We start from the raw sequence: 21593 nt of genomic DNA, 5'->3' as shown, positions 1-21593 counted from the left end.
CAGCGTCCCCGCCAGCAGCGCGCCGATCAATAATCGGGTGGGCCGCATTAGATTCAGCCCTTGCGCAGGCCGGGATTGAGGGCGATGTGTTTGTACTCGACAAAATCATCCATGGCCGCCACGCCGTTCAGGCGCCCCTGCCCCGACTGTTTGAAACCGCCCTCCTCAAACTCGTCATAGACCACGGCCCAGTCATTGACCCACACCGTGCCCGCCTCCAGTTCGCGAGCCACCCGCAGCGCGCGGTCGACATCGCGGGTCCAGACACTGGCGGCCAGGCCGAACTCGCTGTTGTTGGCCAGTTCGATGCCTTCGGCTTCTCTGTCGAACACTTGCAATGTCAGCACCGGGCCGAAGGTCTCGCGCTGGACGATGGCCATGTCGGGATCGCTGACCCGCAGCAGCGTCGGGCGATAGAACGCGCCCTTGGCCAACGGCCCATCGGTCACCGGACCACCGCGAACGATGACTTGGGCGCCGGCGGTGATCGCCTCTTTCACGATTTGATTGACCCGTTGTACGTTGGGCTTATCGATCAACGGCCCCATCTCGCTGGCCGAATCGGCCGCAGGCCCGACGCGCACCGCTTCCAGCCGCGCGGCCAGTCGCTCGGTCAACGCCGTGGCGATATCCCGTTGCACCAACAGCCGCGAACCGGTCATGCAGAACTGGCCGGCGAATACCGTCAGGGCTTTCACCAGAGTCGGCACGGCGGCGTCGAGGTCGGCGTCGTTGAACACCAGCATCGGCGTTTTCCCACCCAACTCCAGGCCAAAACGCTTGAGGTGCTGGGCACCCGCGGCTGAAATCGCCCGGCCGGTGCTGGTGCTGCCGGTGAAGCTGATCACCGGAACACGCGGTGATTCCACCAGATGGATCGAGCCCGCCGCGCCCTGCTCGCTGAACAGATTGATCACGCCACGCGGCAGCGACAGCGCCTCGCTCATGATCCGGGCCACCAGGCAGTTGGTCTGGGCGGTTTGCCCGGGCATCTTGATGACCGTGGTGCAACCGGCCGCCAGCGCCGGAGCCAGCGAGCGAATCATCAAGACCACCGGCGAGTTCCACGGCACGATGATGCCCGCCACGCCCACCGCCTGACGAATCACCAGGGAAATCTTGCCGGGTTTTGGCTCGGCCGCACGCCCGTATTCGGCACGCGCCAGCGCCGCGTAATAGCGCAGCTTGGAGGGCACCATACCGACTTCAAACGCGGCTTCTGGCCGAATCTTGCCGTTCTCCAGTGCGAGGGTGTCGATCAGCTCATCGGCGTTGCGTTCGAAGGCATCCGCCAATTCCAGCAATACCTGTGCGCGCAACTGGCGGTCGTCTTTCCAGGGCGTTTTGGCAAATGCCCGTTGCGCGGCCTTGATGCCGGCTTGCGCTTCGTTCAAGCCGCCTTCTGCGTATCGGCCAATCAGCTCGTAGGTCGCAGGGTCGATGGAGTCTTTGTAAACACCGGAGTCCAGCCATTGGCCGTCGATCCAGTTCAATACCGGGGTGCTGTTCATAGAGGCAGGTTCCTGAAAATTAAGCGTAGAGACGGGCAATGTGCTCGGCGGTGGCAATCACGGTGATGTTGGTGGCGACCGAGGGCACGTCGGGGAAGATCGACGCGTCCACGACGCGCAGCCCCTGCACACCGATGACCCGCGCTTGCAGGTCGACCACCGCCCGCGCATCCCCCGGCCGGCCCATTGGTGCCGTCGAGGTCGGGTGGTGATAGGTGTCGAGACTGGCTTTGACGCTGGCCAGCAACGCCTCGTCCGAGTCGTTGCCTTGGCCGGGGTTGAGCTCGGAATGGATCAATGCATTCAGCGGCCCCGTGTTGCCGATTTTGCGGGCCAGGCGGATGCCATCCAGCAGGCGCTGGCGGTCCTTGGGCTCGGCGAGAAAATTCAGGTCGATGGTCGGTGCCACGAACGGATCACGACTGGCCAGCGTCACCTTGCCCCGGGACAGTGGCCGCGTCAGGGCGACGGCGAGCACGAAGCCGACACCGGTCGGGCTCTGATCATGAGGAAACAAGTGGGTGGCGGTGATGTGCAGGTCCAGCTCGCCATTTTCGGCGGAACGGCTGTGGGTCCAGAGCTTGGCACCGATGGTGGGCGACTGGCTGCCGATCACGTCAGGCTTGGCGGCATAGGCGTTGTAATAGAACGGGTGATCCACCAGGTTCTGCCCGACCGGTAGTTCAGCGACGGGTGGAATCTGCAAGGCACGCAGGTCTTCGCCAGGCCCAACCCCGGAACGCAAGAGAATCGCGGCGCTGCCGTAGCTGCCGGCGGAAAGGATCACTTCAGCGGCCAACAATTTTTCACCGTTGGCCAGTTGCACGCCGATCGCACGTTTGCCGTCGAACAGCACTTTGTCCACCAGGCTGTCGGTCTGGATCTGCAGGTTGTCGCGGGCGCGCACCTCGTCGGTGAGGTACGCCATGCCGGTGTTGACCCGCACGCCGTTGACGATGTTCATCGGGTACGGGCCCACGCCATGGGCGTCAGCGCCGTCGAAGTCCTCGATCACCCGGTAGCCATTGGCGAAGGTCGCGTAGATGAACGCGCGCTGCATGGGGGTGACATCGGCCTTGCCGAGTTGATGCACCGGCAGCGGTCCTTCATGGCCGTGCAACGCGCTGGCACCGCCGCTGTGGGTTTCCAGTTTTTTGAACGACGGCAGCAGTTCTTCGTAGCTCCAGCCTGGCAAATCCCAACGCTTGAAATCGGTGGCGCGGGCACGGATGGCCACCGCGCCGTTGATCGCCGAACTCCCTCCCAACACCTTGCCACGCAAGGCGCCGATGGGGTGGTCGATGTAGCCCGCTCGGGTCTTGTAACCCCACTCGAATTCAGGATTGGCGTTAGCGCCGACGATGTCGCTGCTGGCCACGATCTCGGGGTAATTGTGCGGGCCGTAGCCATGGCCGGCTTCAAGCAATAACACCTGGCGCGCGGTGTTTTCGCTCAAACGACGGGCCAGCACCGCGCCCGCCGAACCACCGCCAACGATGATCACATCTACTGCCGCGCGATCAGCGCCACGCTTGCCAGCCATACCGCTGGACTCCAACGCTTGCGCCAAACCACTGCCCGCCGCCAACGTCGCAGCGGCCACAACTCCGCCGGCCAGAACCGCCCGGCGAGCAGGATTGTCAAGGGTACTCTTCATCCGTTTTCTTCCCTGTCAGACGTCAGAATGCGTCTGTTAGGGAAAAGCATATGGGACGGTGCGCAGGCTCATAAGCCGGCAAAAGACGATTCCCGGTTTCGTTTTTCCAGAACGATTGAACGCGTGTGAGCCGCAAGCATTTGCTCCCACACCGGCGGGTTGCCGATCTGTTCGATGAGGAAGCTGGTCAGCGCATGAAGCTTGGGCGACGCTCGCTGGGATTGCCGGTAGACCGCCGAAATGTTGCCGCCACGCGGGGCATAAGGCGCCAGCACTTCCTTGAGCTCACCGGCCACAATCGCCGGCGCTGCCAGGAAGGTCGGCAGAATCGCCAGGCCCATGCCGGCCTTGGCGCCTTCCATGAGTTGATGGCCATTGTTGGTGCGCATCCGGCAGCGCACACGGAACGATTCCAGGGTGTTGTTCACCGGCAGCGTCCACATACCGTGAGGTTCGCGATTCACATAGAGCATGGCGAAATGCTGGGACAGCTCTTGCGGGGTTTGCGGTGTGCCGTGTGCGGCCAGGTATTCCGGGCTCGCGCAGATGATGTGGCGGTTGGGCGTGATGGTCTTGGCGACCAGCGAGGAGTCCGGCAACTCGCCGATGCGGATGGCCGCGTCATAGCGTTCTTCGTGCAGATTGACGTGGCGATCATCGAACTCGATATCCAGCCGCAACTCCGGGTAACGCACCGCGAAGGACGACAGGATCGGCGTCAGGTAACGAATGCTGAAGGCCATCGGCGCGGCAAGTCGCAGCACACCGCGCAAGCTCGATTGAAACGCCTGCACCGCGTCTTCGGCGTCTTCCACATCAGCGAGAATACGCACGCAATAACGGTAAAACACTTCGCCCGACTCCGTCAGCCGGGCCTGACGCCCCCGCTCCAGCAAAATACTGCCCAGGCGCTTTTCCAGTTGCTGGATCCGCAGGCTGACCATGGATTTTGCGATACCCAAACGCCGAGCGGCTTCGGAAATACTGCCGGTGTCCACCACCATGACAAAAGAATGCATCTCGGACAGCTTGTTCAAGTTTTAATAATCCAGAGAAAATCGGGGGCATGCCCTTCCAGATGGCATGCCCCTTAACGTTTTTATTATATGAATTAGCGGTATTGTTTGATGGCATCGGCCAGCTTTTCCGCCGTCATGATGACGGTCGGGTTCAAGTTGATCAGCGGGATCTCGGGGAAGATGGAAGCATCAATCACGCGTAGTCCTTCCACGCCATAAACGCGCCCCTCCTCGTCCACTACCGCGCCCGGGTCGTCCGGCAAGCCCATCGGTGCCGTCGAACACGGATGCTGCAAGGTGCCCACGCCTTTCGCCAGCGCCGCACGAATGTGCTCGTCGCTGTCGTCAGTCGCTGGGCCCGGATAAAGCTCTTCCACGATCAGGCTCTTGAGCGGTTCGGTGTTGGCCAGTTTGCGGGCCAGACGGAAGCACTCGATCATCCGGTTCATGTCATCTTCAGTCGTCAGGTGATTGAGTTCGATAACCGGTGCGTCCTGGGGATCGCGACTGCTCAAACGCAAGCGACCGTGGGACGTGCAATGCATCAACTCCAGCCCCAGCGAAAAAGCGACACCGGTCGGGCTGATGGCGGGATCGAGCAGATGCGAGGGGGAAATCCCGATGTCCAATTCCTTATCCGAACTGGCGTAGGACGAGTGGGTCCACAACTGCGCGCCCACCACCGGCCGATCTTGCCCCTTCAGGGCTTCTATTCCGCTGAAGTTCATCCAGAAGAACGCATGATCGAGCAGCCGCACACCGACCGGCGCATCTTTTACCAAGGGAATATCCAACGCTTCAAGGTCTGCCCTGGGGCCGATACCTGAGCGCAAAAGAATCGCGGCAGAGCCATAGGCACCAGCGCTCAGAATGACTTCTTTGCCGTGGACTTTTTCACCGCCCGCCAACAGCACCGACTGAACCTTGCTGCCTTCGAATAACACCTTGTCGACAAGGCGTTGATCGAGGATCGACAGGTTGTGGCGAGCGCGTACTTCACGCGTGAGGTAGGCCATCCCGGTATTAACGCGGACGCCGTTGATCACGTTCATTGGATTTGGACCGGCGCCGTTATTGGCCTCAGGGTCATTGAAGTCGTCGACTTTGTTGGCGCCGCAAGCCCATGCTGCTTCCACCATCGCGCGCTGTACCGGGGTGATGTAGTCCAGGGACATCTGGTGAATCGGCAGCGGCCCGTTGCGGCCGTGCCATTTATCTTCGCCGTGGGCGGTGCGCTCCATTTTTTTGTAATAGGGCAGCACCTCTTCAAAGCTCCAGCCTTTCAGGCCTTTGGCGGTGAAGCGCGCAAAGTCGAAGGGCAACGCTCTGCAGGCGACAGCGCCATTGATGGCAGAACTTCCGCCCAGGACTTTTCCACGCGGGGCGTAGACCGCCTGCGGTTGCTCGACCGGGGTTGCGAAATAGCCCCACTCGTAACGTTTATCACCGTTAGCGGCGATGATCGTGCTGCTGTAGATCTCTGCCGGGTATTCATCGGGGTCAAAGGCTCGGCCCGCCTCAACCAGCAGCACATTAAGTTGTGGGTCTTGCGACAAACGCGCGGCCAATACGGCACCGGCAGAACCGCCACCCAGAATGACGAAGTCGAATACGTTGCTGTGCACAGTCATCTTTATTTCCCTATCGATAACAACGTTCATCGCGTGGTGTTGAGCGCTTCGGTAATGACCCTGGCCACGTCGGCAGGTCGAGACTGATGCGGCACATGGCTGGTCGGCAGCGCCGTCGTTGTGGCGTTGATTTTCCGGGCGAGTGCGCGCTGCAGGTCAGGCGCAATCATGCGATCGCGCTCACTGACGATGTACCACGAGGGTTTCTGCTGCCAGGCGGCCACGCTGATGCGCTCGTCGAACGCCCGGGAATTGATGGCACCTTGGGTGGCGACCATCACCCGACCCTGCGCAGCGGGCACGTCCGGGGCAAAATCCTGCTCGATACCGTGTTGGGTGAGCGACAGATACCCGGCCTTGTCAGCCACTAATTCGCCCATGCCCGGCGACGGCGGATAGCCCTTGCCGACCTCGGCCGTGGACTGCCCGACGTCAGGGACGAAGGCGGCCACGTAGACCAGCGCCGCGACCTTGTCGCTCGCACCGGCCTGGGTGATCACGCTTCCGCCCCACGAATGCCCGACCAGCACCACCTTGCCCGGCGCAGCTTCAATAGCGCGGCGAGTCGTGGCCACGTCATCCGCCAACGAATTCAAACCGTTCTGCACCGCCCGTACTTTCACACCCTTGTCCTGCAGCAACGTGATCACCTTCGCCCAATCAGAACCATCGGCGAACGCCCCATGTACCAGCACCACGGAAGGATCGTTGGCAGCGTTGGCATAACCCACCGAACCCTGTGTGGCCAAACCCAAAGACATGGCGAGAATCGTCCTGCGTAACATCTGAAGCTCCTTTAATGAACCAACCGAACGGCGGCAATCTAGGCGCTTTGCTGTCTTGTGAACCAGTCCCGAAAAACGGGTTTGTCTTTCCCATCCATTGGACGATCGTTCTTGTATAGTTGGCCTCTTTTGGCCGAATGGATGCCGCCCGGTGCTCGACCTCAATGACCTTCAGTACTTTGTGATGGTGGTGGACCACGGCGGCTTCGCGCCGACCGCACGGGCGCTGGGCATTCCAAAATCCAACCTCAGTCGCCGCATTGCGCTGCTCGAAGAACGCCTGGGCGTGCGCCTGATCATCCGTAACACCCGCAACTTCAAGGTGACGGAACTGGGCCAGACGTATTACGCCCATTGCCGTTCCATGCTCAAAGGCGCGGAAGCCGCCGAAGCCGCCGTCGCCATGACGCGCACAGAACCCGGCGGCTTGTTGCGCGTCACCTGCCCGACGGTGTTACTGGAGGAGTGCGTCGGCGGCATCATCACCCGATTCATGGCCATGCACCCGCGTGTCGAAGTGCATCTGGAAGCCAGCGACCGTCAGGTCGACGTGGTCGCCGAAGGCGTTGACCTGGCACTGAGAGTCCGCCCGCCTCCCCTTCAGGATTCGGACCTGGTCAACCGCGTCATGTCCCAGCGGCCGCAATGCCTGGTGGCCAGTCCCGCGCTGTTGAACCGCCTCGGTGTACCCCACGAGCCGGGAGAACTGGCACGATTCCCCAGCGTCCATCACGGCAGCCCGCAACGTGATTACAGTTGGACGTTGTTCCATCAAGATGGCGCGGAATTTACGATCCAGCATCGTCCGCAACTGATTACCAAGGGACTGCCGATGCTGCGCTGCGCGGCGATAGACAGCGTTGGCATTGCGCAGATGCCGATGTCGCTGGTGCATGACTTTATCGAGCGCGGGCAACTGGTGGTGGTGGTGCCTGACTGGGCGCCGCGGACTGAGATGATCTATGCGGTGTTTGCGAGCCGGCACGGGATGCTGCCGTCGATGCGGATGTTGATTGATTTCATGGTGGAGCAATTCAGGTTGCTGGATGATCCGGCGCGGGGGATGCGCGGGAGTCCGTTGGTTTGATAAGGCCAAATGCTGGACCTTGCAGGTGAGGTGCCAGACGGCCGCTATTCCACTGCTATGCTGATAGCATCTGTTTCTGCGGTCGAGACGAGTAGCATGGCAGCACAAGGCAAGCAATCCTCGTTCACGCTTAAGGCCATGGCCTACCTGGCTGGGATTTTCGTTGTCGCTTGGGTTGCCATAAATTCGCTCGAAACTTATTTCGAACTGACATTGTTGGCAGATACCACGAGCTGGCTGCTACGTTTGGGGGATTGGCTTTTGCTGGAAACGCCAATGCCGAATTGGTCGCTGCTGATGATTATCGCGATTTTCATCAGCACGCTGTCTGTAGCGATTTACTACGTCCGCATCCCTGATGGAACTGACGGCGAGTTACACGAGATAGAGCGAAAGGTTTACAAAAAGAACAATCCTCAGTTTCCAAAATTGACCGATAACCAAACGCTACTGATGGAAGTTTTGGCCTATCATGCGAACTTCAGAAAAGTTGCAAACTTGAACTCGGTTTGCAAACTGGTCTCACTCAGCACGTTAGAAGTTGAAACCGGTCTTAAGCAACTCCAGGCTAAACGTCTCGTGACGCAAAAAGTGACCCGAGGTACGTTTGGCGCCACCATTTTTGAACTTACTTTGGCAGGTAAGGATTATGCGTTGGAGCGATTTGACCTTACGTAGCAGTGATGCCTAAGGCGGCGAAAGAAACGGCGAAATGTTCGCCATCGCTCGCGTTATGTAAATGTCTTTCTCCCCCACTGGGGCAACGTAATGAAGCGCACTGCGTGCAGCCTCTACACCCGCCAGACGGGCGATGAACCATGTGGCCAGATACAGCGACGACAGACAGCCGCCAGCGGTTGCGACATTGCCCTTGGCCACGAACGGCTGATTGAGCACTGGCACGCCAGCCTCTTCAACCCACGGCTTGGTGATTAGATCCGTGCAGGCCGGAACTTCGTCCAGCAGGCCGAGCTTTGCAAGTATCAATGTGCCCGAGCACTGGGCGCCCAAGAGTTGGCGGGCCGGGTCGAATTTAAGTCGAGACATCAGTGCTTCGTCCGCGACGACATTCCGGGTCAATCTCCCACTCCCCACCAGCACTGCATCCGCGCTGCAGGCGTCCTCTAACGATGCCTGCGCCTCGATCTTCAGGCCGTTCATCGACAGCACCTTATCCGTGGGGCTGGCGATAGACACTCGCCAGCCCGGCTGTTGAACTCGGTTGAGGATACCGAACGCGATGAGCGAGTCGAGTTCGTTGAACCCCTCGAAGGTAAGGATGGCGATGTGCATGATGAGCCTCGTACCAGAGAAATTCTGTGACCCATCGTAAAAACAAACAGCCAATACATTCAAAGAATTGTCATGGATACAATTCGGCTAACTGCGGCGAATTCGCAGCCATGCGGTGCCTCTCTGGAACATCCACTTTGGGTTGCCACCGAGATGAATTTTCTCCTTGAAAACCACCGTCCACAAAAAAAGCCACTGACCGTGACCGGTTCAGTGGGCTTTTTACTGTGTGGCGCGTTGAAACAGCCGCACTGATGGACGTGCAATCATCAAAAAAATTCTTAATCGCTAGGCGGCCAGCTCGACGTAACTCGACTCCCCTCCTCCAGTCTCACCCGGCAACTGATGCAAGATAAGACAAGCAGTGCCATAGAAATCAAGCCCCGAAAAATTCGGGGCTTGATGGGGTCAGACGACATCAGGATTTACGTCCTCCACCTCCGCTCATCCCATCATCATTGCGCCCTGTTCCAGACGACTTGTCGCGGTCATCGGCGAAATTGCCACCGCGTCCGCTTCCTTGCCCGCCGCTGGACGATTGATCAGCCTTGTTAGACTGCTGTCCGCCGGAAGCCTGGCCGCCTTTTTGGCCTGGCTTGGACATGTTTTCCTTATCGTCGGTAAATTCCCCTCCGCGATTGGTACCCTGCCCACCTCCAGACATGCTGCCTTTATCACGCGAGGGCTGTCCGCCAGAAGCTTGACCTCCTTTTTGACCGGCTTCAGACGCGCGTTGTGGATCGTTGGCAAAATTTCCGCCAGACGCTTCTCCGCCTTTCTTGCCGGCTTCAGAAGCCTTGTCCCGGTCATTGGAAAAATTGCCTGGATTGTTGTTTCCTGTATTGGCCATTTTGGTTCACCTCTACATCATTGGCACGAGCATGGGCCCGTACAATTCGGAGGACACGCAAAAGGGAAAGTTTGAACGGAAATACGGGGCTCACGACGAGCGGATTTGGACGTTTGGTTCCATTAAAATGTCGCTCATTCGACTGACGGCTGTCCCATTCGTCGATGCCACCTTACGATGGCTTTTCACACCAAATAATCGATGTTTACTAGACTGAATAGCGCTTGCAAGCCCTCCCTGCATCGCACTCAGGAGGTCAATCAATGACTGAACACATCGTGCATTTTCATTGCCAGATCGACCAGGCGACGACCGAACGGTTCAGGGATTGCTGCCTTGAGGTCATCGATCAAGGTGCCACCTCCCTTCTGTTGAACCTGTCCACTTGCGGGGGCAGCACCAATTTTGGCTTCACTCTCTACACGTTCCTGAAGTCCTTGCCAGTACCGCTTTGCGCAATCAACGCCGGCAATATCGAGTCGATGGGCATCATCATGTTCCTGGCGGCAGGCCGGCGCATCACATCTCCTCACGCACGCTTTCTGATTCACCCGATGAACTGGTACTTCAGCCAAAAATCCGTCGACCACCAACGACTGCGGGAATACCTGTCCAGCCTCGACAATGACCTCGCACGCTACGTGCAAATCTTCATGCTCGAAACCGCTGATGCAGCGACCAAACTCGACATTTTTCATTGCTTGTCTGCGGAGGAAAAAGTTATCGCCGCACATGAATCGCTGGCCTATGGTATTGCTCATGAGATGAAGCAGATGGTGTTTGCGGATGACGTGAAACATTGGAAGGTTAGTGGTGGGTAATTGATCGGACAACCGGATACAAAAAGCCCACTGACCGTCACCGGGTCAGTGGGCTTTTTTTTACTGCGTGACGCGTTGGAACAACGCCCTCGACTACCCCTAGCAGATAGCAGATGTCACTTTTTCTTTTTCGCCGGCTTTTCTGCCTTGTCTGATTTCTTAACCTTGTCTGGCTTGCTATCAGCTTTTTTTGCAGATTTCTTCGGTTCGGCGTCTTTTTTCTTGTCTTTCTTTTCGGAAGATTTCGAAAGCGCCGAGGCCGCCGCTGATTTCTTTGCCTTGGATGACTTCTTGTCTTTCAAATCCTTGCTGGCGTTCGAAGCATCACCTTTGCTTTTCTTCTCGTCTTTAGCCACGTTGACCACCTCTCGAAAAATGCCGGTATTGGCACATTGCCTGTGCGATTCGTCCACAAGCTAATCATTAGGCGAGCGCGTCCAAAGGCGGTTCAAAGTTTTTTGATGCGTTCAGACAGGCTTTGGATGAAGCACCGAGATGTGGGCCCAGATGAATCTACCCCCTCGAAAACCACTCCCCACAAAAAAGCCCACTGACCGTCCCCGATCAGTGGGCTTTCTCTGATTACGCTCCTACTTACAAAGCCATATCACTGGCAGCATTAGCCTTCGGCGCCTTTGCCTTATCAGCATCAGCCGGAGCGGCAGCCGGAGCCGCGACCTGACCAATCGCCGGCGGCGGAGTCAGTTGCAGCACCTTGGCGGTGTAAGCCCACTCCTGCGCAACCTTCTCAGGACTGCCGTTCAGCTGAGTGCCATAGCTTGGCACGATCTGATGCAGCTTTTCCTGCCAGGCAGGCGAAGCTACTTTGTCCTTGAACACTTTCTGCAGCACGGTCAGCATGATCGGTGCAGCGGTCGATGCGCCCGGCGATGCGCCCAGCAGGCCGGCGATCGAGCCGTCAGCGGAAGCAACGATTTCAGTACCCAACTTCAGCACGCCACCCGCCGCTTCATCACGCTTGATGATTTGCACGCGTTGGCCGGCTTGCCACAGGCGCCAGTCTTCGGCTTTGGCGTTCGGGAAGTATTCTTTCAGGGCGTTGAGGCGGTCTTCGTCAGACAGCATCAGCTGGCCGGCGAGGTACTCGACCAGCGGGTATTCCTTGATGCCGACTTTGGTCATTGGCCACACGTTGTGCGTGGTGGTGGTGGTCAGCAGGTCCAGGTACGAGCCTTCCTTCAGGAACTTGGTGCTGAAGGTCGCGAATGGGCCGAACAGGATGACGCGCTTGCCGTCCAGGACACGGGTGTCCAAGTGCGGAACCGACATTGGCGGTGCGCCAACGGAGGCTTTGCCGTAGGCCTTGGCCAGGTGTTGCTCGGCGATGGTCGGGTTTTCGGTGACGAGGAACGAGCCGCCTACCGGGAAGCCTGCGTACTCCTTGGCTTCAGGAATGCCGGACTTCTGCAGCAAGTGCAGTGCACCGCCGCCCGCGCCGATGAACACGAACTTGGCGTCGGTTTCGGACTTGGTGCCGTCTTTGAGGTTTTTGTAGCTGACGCGCCAGGTGCCGTCGTCGTTCTTGGTGATGTCTTGCACTTCGCTAGACAGTTTCAAGTCGAACTTCGGTGTGGTTTGCAGGTGCGCGACGAACTGGCGGGTGATTTCGCCAAAGTTGACGTCGGTGCCGATCGGGCTCCAGGTGGCCGCGATTTTCTGGTTCGGGTCGCGCCCTTCCATCATCAGCGGAACCCACTTCTTGATCACAGCCGGGTCTTCGGAATACTGCATGCCGGCGAACAGCGGGCTCGCTTGCAGGGCTTCGTAGCGCTTCTTCAGGAACTTGATGTTGTCATCGCCCCACACAAAGCTCATGTGTGGCGTGGAGTTGATGAACGAACGCGGGTTTTTCAGCACGCCTTGCTGAACCTGCCAGGCCCAGAACTGACGGGAGATCTGGAACGCTTCGTTGATTTCAACGGCTTTCGGGATCGAGACATTGCCCTTGTCGTCTTCCGGGGTGTAGTTCAACTCGGCCAGGGCGGAGTGACCGGTACCGGCGTTGTTCCAGCCATTGGAGCTTTCCAGTGCAACGCCGTCGAGGCGCTCGATCATTTCCATCGAAGTGCCAGGTTCCAGCTCGTTGAGCCAGACACCCAGGGTCGCGCTCATGATGCCGCCGCCGATCAGCAGTACATCGACTTTCTTTGCCTCTTCCGCGTGAACGGACGTGATCCCCATCGACAAAGCCAGCCCCAGCAGGGCCGTGTTCATTTTCTTAAACATCTGTAGCACCTATGATAAAACGCCATCCGCCCTTCCATCTTCAGTTACGGAGCCCCTGTTCACGGCATTCAGGCAGGATGTCGTGGGTGCTCGTACATGAAGATTGGAGGGTGGGCACACAAGGCCGACTGTCTGCATCGACCTCAGTTTATATGTCCCTACTGAACTGACTTTTTATCATTATTGGCTTCAGCTACTTGAGCGACATTGATCCTGTCGGCACGTCTCAGGGACGTGCAAACTGAATAGGTCAAACCAAGTTGGCGCGCAGAATATCATGGCTCGACGACCGCGCGCTCTCAAAAGGACTTATGAGTCTAGTCCAGACGAGGCTCGTTCGCCGCGTCCCGGCCCAAACGATTCAGCACAAACACCTTGGCGTTGTGGGTCATTTGGTCCAGGTGCCGGTCGCGTTGCTTTTCGGCATCGACCATCGCGCGCTTTCCGTGTTTTTGCAGCAAGTAGGTATGTATCTGCCGGACCTCTAGAGAACTGTAGATAAATGTGACGTCCAACAGCCCCATCAAGCCTTCGCTGCTGCGGTCGCGGGTGTTCATCAGCACCTGCGTGCCGCGCACGCCCAGCACCTGAAAACCCATTGACTCGAACCACGGCACCTTGGCCACGGTGCAGGTCAGTTCGGCGTGGGGGTAGCGGCTGATCATGTCTTGCAACATGGACCGCGCGACGCCGCGGCGACGATGACCCGCGTCGACGGCCATGTAGGCGACGCCGCACGCTTCGGGATCGTCCTTGACCGGCAGGTACAACAGAAAGCCGATGACCTTTTCAGGGTCTTCATCGTCGGTGGCGACGATCAACTCGACCGCAATGCCCTTGGACCCGCCGAGGGCTTCCAGGTACAGATGCACTTCGTAGCCGACCGCGTACTGATACACGTTGTACAGCGGGTTGCTCGGCGCGATGCCGACCATGCTGATGTCGGTCAGGTTGTCGACAACCATCTGCAGGATCTGGCTGTTGATGTGCTCCGGGCACGGGGTTTCAAAGTGGCTGAGTTGGGGCATTGCGTGACTGACTCCGAGGTTTAAGGCGCGCCCGTGACGTGAAGCGTTGGCACAGGGCGCGCCTATGATAACTGCTGTTGCAGCCTTTCCCTCGACTGACTCACCGAACCTCTTCAACTTCGCTGGGGCGCCAGGCTTTGGTGAAGAACGGTTCGAGCGGCCCGTATAACCGCAAGAGCATGAACCAGCCTTTGCCCGGCAGCGTCTGAATCCAGTTGCCACGTTTCACGCCGTCCGGTTGTTGAGGACCGAAGTAAACGGTGGTTGAGCCATCCGTGTCGGCCTCGGCGGCGGGCGACGGATAGCTCTGGCTGCCGGCCCGTGGATAACGTTGTGGCGTATCCAGCATCGATCGGGTCTGGTTGTCGTACACGGTGAACGACCAGAAGTTGGCTTCGGGAATACCTTTGGGCAGCGTCACCTTGTAGGTCTTGGCCCCGTCGAAATACGCCTTTTTGGAATCCAGCATGGCGAACAGGTATTGCGAGCCGATACCGGGCAGACGCATCGCCATGGCCGGCGTGATGCCGGTGACGCCATAGAAAAACGCCGAGCGCGCATCCAGGGTGCGATAACCCGTCGCCGGGAAAGGCTTGGCGCCTTCGGAGGTGATGATCGGGATGGGCGTTTCAAACTCACTGCCACTGATGAACAGGAAGTTGGACCAGGATGAACCCGGGTAGTAATACCAGTCAGGATCACGCGGGTTCATCAGCAAGCTGCGCGCGGTGGCATTCGCCGCCGCCAGCGCTTCGGTCATGATTTTCTTCAGGCGTGCATCCGGGGCGAACGGCTTGCCCTTGACGATGCCGACGGCGGCCAGCGAGCCCATCAGTTCGGCGTCGAGCGTGGTCGCAGGCTCTTGCTGCACGAGTTCATTGAGGAGCTCATAGGCGCTGAAGTCGTTCGGTGGAATGGTGTTCATCACCTTGCCGCTGCCTTCGTGAAACACCGTGGGCGGCGGTTCGGCCACCTTGGCCAGCGCGACCTGGCCACTGAGGAACTGCGCCACGCTGGTGCCGTAGCCCCCTGCCTCGTAGGGATAGATTTTGGCGGTTTTCTTGATTAACTCGACGACCGGTTTCGGGTTGCTCTTATCCATGAACGCACGGCCCAGAATCAGCACTTTGGTGGTAGGCGCACGCGTCACGAAATAGCCGCCTTCAGGCACCGGCCCGTCGTAGCCAGGCGGCAGCACCAGGTATTTTCCGCCCTGCCCCCGGTCCGGTCCCGGCGCGCCGAAGTCGATCATCCAGCGCCACCAATAATCGTCCAGCGTGCCCAGCGAATTGGGCGGTGTTTCCAGCACCATCGGCCCCTTGCTCACGTCGATGAAACCAAGGAAATAAATGGTATCGGCATTGGCCGTGAGGAACAGCGACTTGGCATCCATCAACTCTGAAAAGATCAGAATCTCGTTGTCCTTGACGCCGGCCTCCAGGAAGCCTTTGCGGATCGCCACCACGTTGACGCCCTGGAAGGTGTTGGTAATGGCGTTGAAAGCATGGATGTAATCGAGGTTGTCGTAGACCTTGTTCAGGGTGTCCGTGCTCGGCATGCCGTCCTTGAATTCAAGCGTGCCGAAACGGGTGTCGACGTTTGCGGGCGTGCTGATCGACGCGGGAACAGGCGAGTTGTCGAGCGCGGTTGCAGCGCTTGGGAGCGCCAGCGCGATACACACGGCGGGGGCGGTTAGTAGCCGGATGAGTGGTTTCACAGTGTCATCTCCATCAGGAATGGATTGAACGCTTGCCCTCTCGACATTGGAAAACGGCCCGATTGACTCCCTCTGTTCGCGGCAGCAGATCAAGCATAGCCATGCATGGACGCAACAATTGCCATTCGGCGGAGAACGGCGTTGTTGAACTGAAATTTATTCGTCAGAAATGGCTGCATCGCCACCAATTGATCGCCACGCCGCTTGCGCCAGCAGTTCTCTGTAAGCCTTCGGACTGCCCGCCACCCTCCCCGACAACCATGCCCGGCAGTAACTGTCCGCCTGGCCGATGATCAGCGACGGCAACAATTCGGCAGGAAACGCTCGCAATTCATCGCGTCGGCCGGGCTCTGCCAGCCATTGGCCGAGTTTTTGGTTACGGGTTTTGTTTCGGGTGGCCAGTTCTTCCTTGAACGGCCCTTTGGTGACGGCAAATCGCGCGTGGTACTGGAACCGTGCCCACTCGGGTTGGCTGTCGACCCAATCGACGTAGCTGTAGACCAGCGCGTGCACGCCCTCTTCGCTCGTCTGTGCCTCGGCGAGGTAGCTGTCGCGAAGCAGTGCCTGATCGTCCAGCGCGGTAAAAAACAGCGCGGCTACCAGGCCTTCCTTGTTGCCGAAGTGATGGTAGATCGCGCCGACGCTGGTATCGCATTCGGCGCGGATCATTTCGATGGTCGTGGCTTCGAGTCCTTGTTCGTTGAACAGGGCCAAGGCTTTTCTGAAGATGTCGCGCTTGAGTTCGGCTCTTCTGCCGGGGTAGCTGCGCTCGAGTAAATCTGCGGTTTCCATGCGGGATACAGGCCAGAAAATTCATGACAAGGCAGCCGGCTGCCCGTGAGAAAGCTGCGCTAGGTTGACAGATTTCCTCGCGACAGAATACTGTTCCGTCACAGAATATTATTCTGTTACGGAACATGATTCTGTAAAACCACACCCTCAGCGAGGCTTCAAAATGAGTCAGTTTCTCAGCATGTTCAACAGCGCCGGTCCGGAAGCGTTCAGCAAAATGGCCTGCCAGGTGGCACCTTATTTCAGCACCATCAAGCCGCTGATCTCGGCGTTGCGCCCCGGTCACGCCACGGTGCAGGTGCCATTCAGCAAGGAGATCACCAACCACTTGGGCTCGGTTCATGCGATTGCGATGTGCAACGCCGCCGAACTGGCGGCCGGGACGATGACCGACGTGTCCATTGCGGCCGGTGCGCGCTGGATTCCGAAAGGGATGACGGTTGAGTATCTGGCCAAGGCCAAGAGCGATGTGACGGCGGTGGCCGATGGCGAGGCGGTGGATTGGCAGACGGAGGGCGACAAGATCGTGCCGGTGGATATTCATGATGCCGAAGGCAAGAAGGTGTTCACGGCGCGGATCACCATGAATGTGAAGCTCGCTTAAACAACGAACACAAAACCTGTTGCGAGGGGGTTCACCGGGCTCGGGCTCTGAGTGTTAGCGAAGGCCCTCGGTGCTTTATTGGCATCGAGGGCTGTTACGTGGTTGAGAAAGTTACCAGTCGTAGCTCATTTCAACCGACGCCACCCGCTCCTGGCCGTAGTAGCAACCGAACGAATAATTGCAGTCTGACACGTACTCGCGATCAAACACGTTTTGCACGTTCAAGCGGGTTTGCAGGCCACGCAAGCTTGGGTCGAGTTTGCCCATGTCATAGCTGACGGTGGTGTCGTAAACCACATAGGACGGCACGTCGAACGAGTTGGATGAATCCCCCGGTTTGCGCCCGGTGTACCGCGCACCCGCGCCGAACGTCAGGCCATTGAGTGAGGCCTGAGTGAAGTGATAATCCACCCACAACGAGGCGGAGACCGGCGACTGCGCTTCGTTGCGGTTGCCCTGATCGCCATAGGTGCTCTTGGTGTAGAACGAGTCGATGTACGTCGCCGCCGCCAGCACGTCGACGTTGTCGATGCTGGACTTCAGCTCCAGTTCAACGCCGCGCGAACGCACTTCGCCGGCCTGGGCCTGGTACTGCGGATACTCATCGTCACCGGTCAGCACGTTTTTCTGCTTGATCTGATACACCGAGGCGGTGATCAGCGTCTTCTCGAACGGCTGGTACTTCACGCCCACTTCATATTGCTCGCCCTCGGTCGGTTCGAAGGCATTGCCGCCACGTTCAGGCGCGGCGGTGCCGATGGTCGGCAGGAAGGACTCGGAGTAGCTGATATACGGCGCCAGGCCGAATTCGGTGACGTAGGTCAGGCCCACGCGGCCGGTGAATTTGTTGTCGCGTTGCGAACTGACGGTGCGGGCGAGAATGTCCTTGTTATCGATTTCCGCCCAGTCCTGGCGCCCACCGATGGTCAGGATCCACTGGTCCAGTTTGATCTGGTCCTGCACGTACACACCCGTCTGGCGCAGGGTGTTGTCCCATTTGGTGTCCAGCACCGGCGTCACGCTGCTGGTGTCGTAGTTGTTCTTGCCGTAGAGGTCGACCGGCAACACGTTGTTCGCGTTCAAGCCATCGTACTTGCGGTTGAAGTGGCGATAGTCAACGCCCACCAACGTGGTGTGCTCAAGGGCTCCGGTGTTGAATGTGTACTCAAGGTTGTTATCGATGGTGTAAGCGATGTTGTGCTGGCGCCAGTCGAGTTTGGTTCGGTTGGCGCGGGTGTAATCGGTCACACCGGCAGCATCGGTAACGAAGCTGCGCAAGTAGAAGCCTTTATAACGATCGCGCACGTCGGTGTAGCGCGCGGTGGAGCGGTACTTCAGATCGTCGGAGAAGTTGTGGGTGAAGTCGTAGCCGAAGACGTACTGGTTGCGTTTGTAGTCGTTGTAGTGCGAATCGCCGGAGAAAAAGTCGCGGTTGATTTTCTCGCCGTTGGGGCCGCGATTCAGCGAGCCGATCCGCGGCAGCGACTGATAGTCGACTTGGCCGTCATCCCGCTGGATCTGCGCCAACAGCGTCAGCGACGTGTCATCGGTTGGTGTCCAGGTCAGGCTTGGCGCCAGCAACATCCGTTCGCTGTGGGTGTGCGCGACCTGGTCGTTGCCCTTGTTCGTGACCCCGACGAGGCGATAGGTGAAGGCTTTCTGATCGTCGATCGGGCCACTGGTGTCGAACGCGCCGTTGACCCGGTTGTAGCTGCCCGCACCGAGTTTGACCTGGCTGCGCTGTTCCGTGGTCGGACGTTTGGAGACCATGTTGATCAGGCCGCCCGGCTGGTTCTGCCCATAGAGGACCGACGACGGGCCTTTGAGCACTTCGATGCGTTCCAGGGTGTACGGATCGATTTGCGGTGCGCCGCCCAGGCTGCCGGCATATGGAATGTAAGCACCGTCCAGGTACAACGGCGTCGGCGCGAAACCACGGCTGGTGATTTCGTCGGCAATCGAGTTGCGGTCGGTGAAACCGCCGGTATTCAGCCCGGGCGTGTAGCGCAGCGCCTGGGTCAGGTTGCGTGCGCCCTGCACCTCGACCTGATGCGCGGTCACCACATTGATGGCCTGCGGAATTTCCAGGATCGGTGTGTCGGTTTTGGTGCCCGTGGCGCTGCGGGTGGCAACAAAACCGTCCACGGGCCCGTAGGCCGACTCGACGACCTCACCCGAAATGTTGGTCGCGCCCAGTTGCAGGGCCGAGCCGGAATCCACCACCGGTAACAGCGAATAGCTGCCATTGTCCAGGCGCACGACCTGCAATTTGCTGCCGGCGAGCAGCTGGCGCAATCCCGCATCAACCGTGTAGCGGCCGTGCAATCCCGCCGATGTCTGGCCACCGGCATGGGCCGGATCAAACGAAACCGTTACACCCGCGGTGGAAGCAAACTGGGTCAATGCCGACCCCAGCGAACCCGCAGGAATATCGAACTCGGTTTCGATGTTGGTCTGCGCCCACGCGGGTTGTGCAACGACCGCCATCCCCAACGGGACGACGAGCGCCATGCCAAGCAACGCCGCGTGGACAGCACGGTTCAACGGTTTGAGAGAAGGTTTACGGTTAAGGGGATTGCGAGGGGTCATGCAGTTTCCTTTCGCCCGGCGGCAGTGAATGGCGGCGACTCTTTGCGCCTCTACCTACAAGGTCGAATGAGAAACAGAATCAACAACCCCTCTCGGCAAATTCTTTTCGCAGGCCCCATCACACCGGCTCGACACTGGCCCAATACCGACTGAAACGGCGTATGCGCACCGGCAATGTCGAGGTCAGGTTGTCCAGAATCGTGTCGGTGCTGCCAAGATGGAAAGCGCCGGAGATGCGCAGCGCAGCGACCGCCGGATCGCACCCCAGGTGGCCGGGACGGTAGCGCTGCAGTTCCATGACGAAATCGGCCAGGCGCCAGTCATTGACCACCAGCATGTCGCGGGTCCAGGCATCCGCCTGAGGGTTGGCTCGCTGCAAGGGCTCAACGCTGTCGCTGCGAAAACTCAGCTGCTGCCCGGCATCCACACGCACGGCAGCGCCGGCCAAATGGGCGGAGCGCACTTCAACCACATGTTCCTGCACGCTGACCTGCGTGCGCCCCGCTTCGCTGCGCACGATAAACCGCGTGCCCAAGGCGCGAATGCTGCCTTCGGCCGTGTGCACAATGAAGGGCCGCGCTCGTTCATCGGGGGCCGTTTCAATCTGGATTTCACCGCTGAGCAAGCGAATTTCCCGCAGCCGTTCGCTGTAGCGGATGTCCACGGCGGTGGCCGTGTTGAGTTGCAGCTGACTGCCGTCGTCCAGGTGCACGCGGCGGCGCTCGCCGGTGCCGGTGCGCTGGTCCGCCATCAACGTCGGCAGCGGCGTGGTGTTCCAGGCCAATGCGCCCGCTCCGCCCGCCGCCAACAGAATCGACAACACCTTGAGCACGTCGCGCCGTTTGATCCGGGCGCTGGTCAATGTCGGCCGCGCGATGCCGGGGCTGACCTGACCCAGTTTGTCCTGCAAACGCGCGAGGCGGTCCCAGGCTTGCTGATGACGTGGATCGCGCTCCAGCCAGTGCCGATGCGCCTCGCGAATGGCCTCATCCGGCGCCTCGCTGCGCAAGTCGACGTACCAGCGCGCCGCCGCTTCGAGGGTGGCGTGATCCAGTGATTGGGCACGTGCCAAGCTTTAGTCCTCAACCAACAACAGACAGTGAGTCAGGGCGCGCACCGCGTGCTTCTTCACCGTGTTCACCGAAACGTTCAGGCGCCGACCAATCTCCACATAAGTCAGACCGTCGAGTTGCGACATCAGGAAAATCTCACGGGTTCGGCTACCCAGGCCATCGAGCAAGCGGTCGATTTCCATCAGGGTTTCGATAATCAGCGTGCGGGCTTCAGGCGAGAACGCCACCGGCTCGGGGATCAGGGCCAGGGTTTCCAGATAGGCTTGCTCCAGCGCCCGACGGCGGAACATGTCGATCATCAAGCTGCGCGCGACCGTACTCAGATAAGCGCGAGGCTCGCGCAATTCAGGTGTCTTGCGCTGGGTCAGGATCCGGATGAACGTGTCCTGGGCCAGGTCTGCAGCATTGTCGATGCAGCCGAGTCGTTTGCGCAGCCAGCCGCAGAGCCAACTGTGATGGTCCTCGTAAAGCGTATGCACGGCGTGTTGCAGCGAGAGATCAACAGACGACATGGAGAAGGCCCAATGCGGAGAGTTATTTGATAATGACTCTCATTTTCTTCGATGACAGTTGGTTTTGGCAAGGCCGCGCGGGTGTCAGGGTGGTTGGCAAGTGGGGGCAGCACCCTCCTCGACAGTGAGGAAAATCCCCCAACCCCCACCAATCCGATCACCTACTACCAATTCAACCCTATGTTTTTTAAGCACTTCAAATCGGTATCCGGCTGTAGCACGACTTTTGCATCAACCCCTTGGCAAATGCCGCCACGCCCGGCATGCCCCAAGAGAACCACCATGAAAAACTCAACACCTGAATACAAGTCGCTCGGCTTCTTCAGGGGGGCGGGCATCACTTCCGTGATGCTGATGACGTTCAGCCTGACCCCGGT

At 59.1% G+C, this 21593-nt stretch carries 18 protein-coding genes and 1 pseudogene; 4 read left to right on the top strand and 15 right to left on the bottom strand.

Going from position 1 to position 21593, the window contains the following annotated elements; translation table 11 throughout:
* Nucleotides 1–53: 53 nt before the first annotated feature.
* The 5 genes from K0F88_RS23285 to K0F88_RS23265 all read right to left on the bottom strand — a co-directional run bounded on the left by K0F88_RS23285 (nt 54) and on the right by K0F88_RS23265 (nt 6603).
* The gene (locus K0F88_RS23285; RefSeq protein ID WP_094467823.1) at nt 54–1511 is read right to left on the bottom strand and encodes an aldehyde dehydrogenase family protein; all 1458 of its coding nucleotides are present in this window, start codon (nt 1509–1511) and stop codon (nt 54–56) included.
* Between the two features lie 19 nt (nt 1512–1530).
* The gene (locus K0F88_RS23280) at nt 1531–3168 is read right to left on the bottom strand and encodes a GMC family oxidoreductase (protein ID WP_094467824.1); all 1638 of its coding nucleotides are present in this window, start codon (nt 3166–3168) and stop codon (nt 1531–1533) included.
* Between the two features lie 68 nt (nt 3169–3236).
* A complete protein-coding gene (locus K0F88_RS23275; protein ID WP_094467825.1) occupies nt 3237–4205 on the bottom strand; it encodes a LysR family transcriptional regulator in 969 nt (322 codons plus the stop codon).
* Between the two features lie 74 nt (nt 4206–4279).
* The gene (locus K0F88_RS23270; RefSeq protein WP_219096667.1) at nt 4280–5818 is read right to left on the bottom strand and encodes a GMC family oxidoreductase; all 1539 of its coding nucleotides are present in this window, start codon (nt 5816–5818) and stop codon (nt 4280–4282) included.
* A gap of 26 nt (nt 5819–5844) precedes the next feature.
* On the bottom strand, nt 5845–6603 hold the full coding sequence (locus tag K0F88_RS23265) for an alpha/beta hydrolase (protein WP_219096666.1): 759 nt from the start codon (nt 6601–6603) through the stop codon (nt 5845–5847).
* Between the two features lie 151 nt (nt 6604–6754).
* Here K0F88_RS23265 and K0F88_RS23260 point away from each other — a divergent pair, with 151 nt between their 5' ends.
* Together K0F88_RS23260 and K0F88_RS23255 are read left to right on the top strand one after the other, a co-directional pair.
* Entirely contained in the window at nt 6755–7690 is a 936-nt protein-coding gene (locus K0F88_RS23260) for a LysR substrate-binding domain-containing protein (RefSeq protein ID WP_094467826.1), read from the top strand.
* A gap of 96 nt (nt 7691–7786) precedes the next feature.
* Nucleotides 7787–8368 (top strand): hypothetical protein, encoded by a 582-nt coding sequence (locus tag K0F88_RS23255; RefSeq protein ID WP_094467846.1) that lies wholly within the window; start codon nt 7787–7789, stop codon nt 8366–8368.
* 9 nt (nt 8369–8377) lie between these two features.
* Here K0F88_RS23255 and K0F88_RS23250 read toward each other — a convergent pair whose 3' ends face one another.
* On the bottom strand, nt 8378–8983 hold the full coding sequence (locus tag K0F88_RS23250) for a DJ-1/PfpI family protein (RefSeq protein ID WP_219096665.1): 606 nt from the start codon (nt 8981–8983) through the stop codon (nt 8378–8380).
* Between the two features lie 688 nt (nt 8984–9671).
* Nucleotides 9672–9833 (bottom strand): annotated as a pseudogene (locus K0F88_RS32560) (general stress protein); the annotation flags it as partial.
* A gap of 263 nt (nt 9834–10096) precedes the next feature.
* On the opposite strand from K0F88_RS32560, the gene K0F88_RS23240 reads away from it, so the two are divergent.
* On the top strand, nt 10097–10654 hold the full coding sequence (locus K0F88_RS23240; RefSeq protein ID WP_219096664.1) for an ATP-dependent Clp protease proteolytic subunit: 558 nt from the start codon (nt 10097–10099) through the stop codon (nt 10652–10654).
* A 116-nt stretch (nt 10655–10770) separates the two neighbouring features.
* Here the strand turns inward: K0F88_RS23240 and K0F88_RS23235 are convergent, their stop codons facing one another.
* From K0F88_RS23235 to K0F88_RS23215, 5 genes are all read right to left on the bottom strand, one after another.
* A complete protein-coding gene (locus K0F88_RS23235; protein ID WP_094467849.1) occupies nt 10771–11019 on the bottom strand; it encodes a hypothetical protein in 249 nt (82 codons plus the stop codon).
* Between the two features lie 229 nt (nt 11020–11248).
* Nucleotides 11249–12901: a malate dehydrogenase (quinone) gene (gene mqo / locus K0F88_RS23230; protein ID WP_219096663.1), complete on the bottom strand. Its 1653-nt coding sequence runs from the start codon at nt 12899–12901 to the stop codon at nt 11249–11251.
* Nucleotides 12902–13218: 317 nt separating this feature from the next.
* Nucleotides 13219–13929, bottom strand: a complete 711-nt coding sequence (locus K0F88_RS23225) for a GNAT family N-acetyltransferase (RefSeq protein WP_094467834.1) — start codon at nt 13927–13929, stop codon at nt 13219–13221.
* A 100-nt stretch (nt 13930–14029) separates the two neighbouring features.
* Complete coding sequence (locus tag K0F88_RS23220) at nt 14030–15646, bottom strand: DUF1254 domain-containing protein (RefSeq protein ID WP_257605335.1); 1617 nt, start codon at nt 15644–15646, stop codon at nt 14030–14032.
* Nucleotides 15647–15802: 156 nt separating this feature from the next.
* Entirely contained in the window at nt 15803–16438 is a 636-nt protein-coding gene (locus K0F88_RS23215; protein ID WP_219096662.1) for a TetR/AcrR family transcriptional regulator, read from the bottom strand.
* 163 nt (nt 16439–16601) lie between these two features.
* Between K0F88_RS23215 and K0F88_RS23210 the strand changes: the two genes are divergently transcribed.
* Nucleotides 16602–17042 carry a hotdog fold domain-containing protein gene (locus K0F88_RS23210; RefSeq protein WP_094467836.1) on the top strand — a complete coding sequence of 147 codons (441 nt, stop codon included), beginning with the start codon at nt 16602–16604 and terminating at the stop codon, nt 17040–17042.
* Between the two features lie 111 nt (nt 17043–17153).
* On the opposite strand, the gene K0F88_RS23205 is transcribed toward K0F88_RS23210, so the two are convergent.
* From K0F88_RS23205 to K0F88_RS23195, 3 genes are all read right to left on the bottom strand, one after another.
* Nucleotides 17154–19631 (bottom strand): TonB-dependent siderophore receptor, encoded by a 2478-nt coding sequence (locus tag K0F88_RS23205; RefSeq protein ID WP_219096660.1) that lies wholly within the window; start codon nt 19629–19631, stop codon nt 17154–17156.
* Nucleotides 19632–19749: 118 nt separating this feature from the next.
* A complete protein-coding gene (locus K0F88_RS23200) occupies nt 19750–20703 on the bottom strand; it encodes a FecR domain-containing protein (protein ID WP_219096659.1) in 954 nt (317 codons plus the stop codon).
* A 3-nt stretch (nt 20704–20706) separates the two neighbouring features.
* Nucleotides 20707–21216 (bottom strand): sigma-70 family RNA polymerase sigma factor, encoded by a 510-nt coding sequence (locus K0F88_RS23195; protein ID WP_219096658.1) that lies wholly within the window; start codon nt 21214–21216, stop codon nt 20707–20709.
* Nucleotides 21217–21593: the final 377 nt, after the last annotated feature.

It is taken from the genome of Pseudomonas sp. UMAB-40, assembly GCF_900095275.1.
Lineage (GTDB): Bacteria > Pseudomonadota > Gammaproteobacteria > Pseudomonadales > Pseudomonadaceae > Aquipseudomonas > Aquipseudomonas mandelii_B.
The sequence above is the reverse complement of the archived record's forward strand: the minus strand, read 5'-3'. Positions and strand labels throughout refer to the sequence as shown.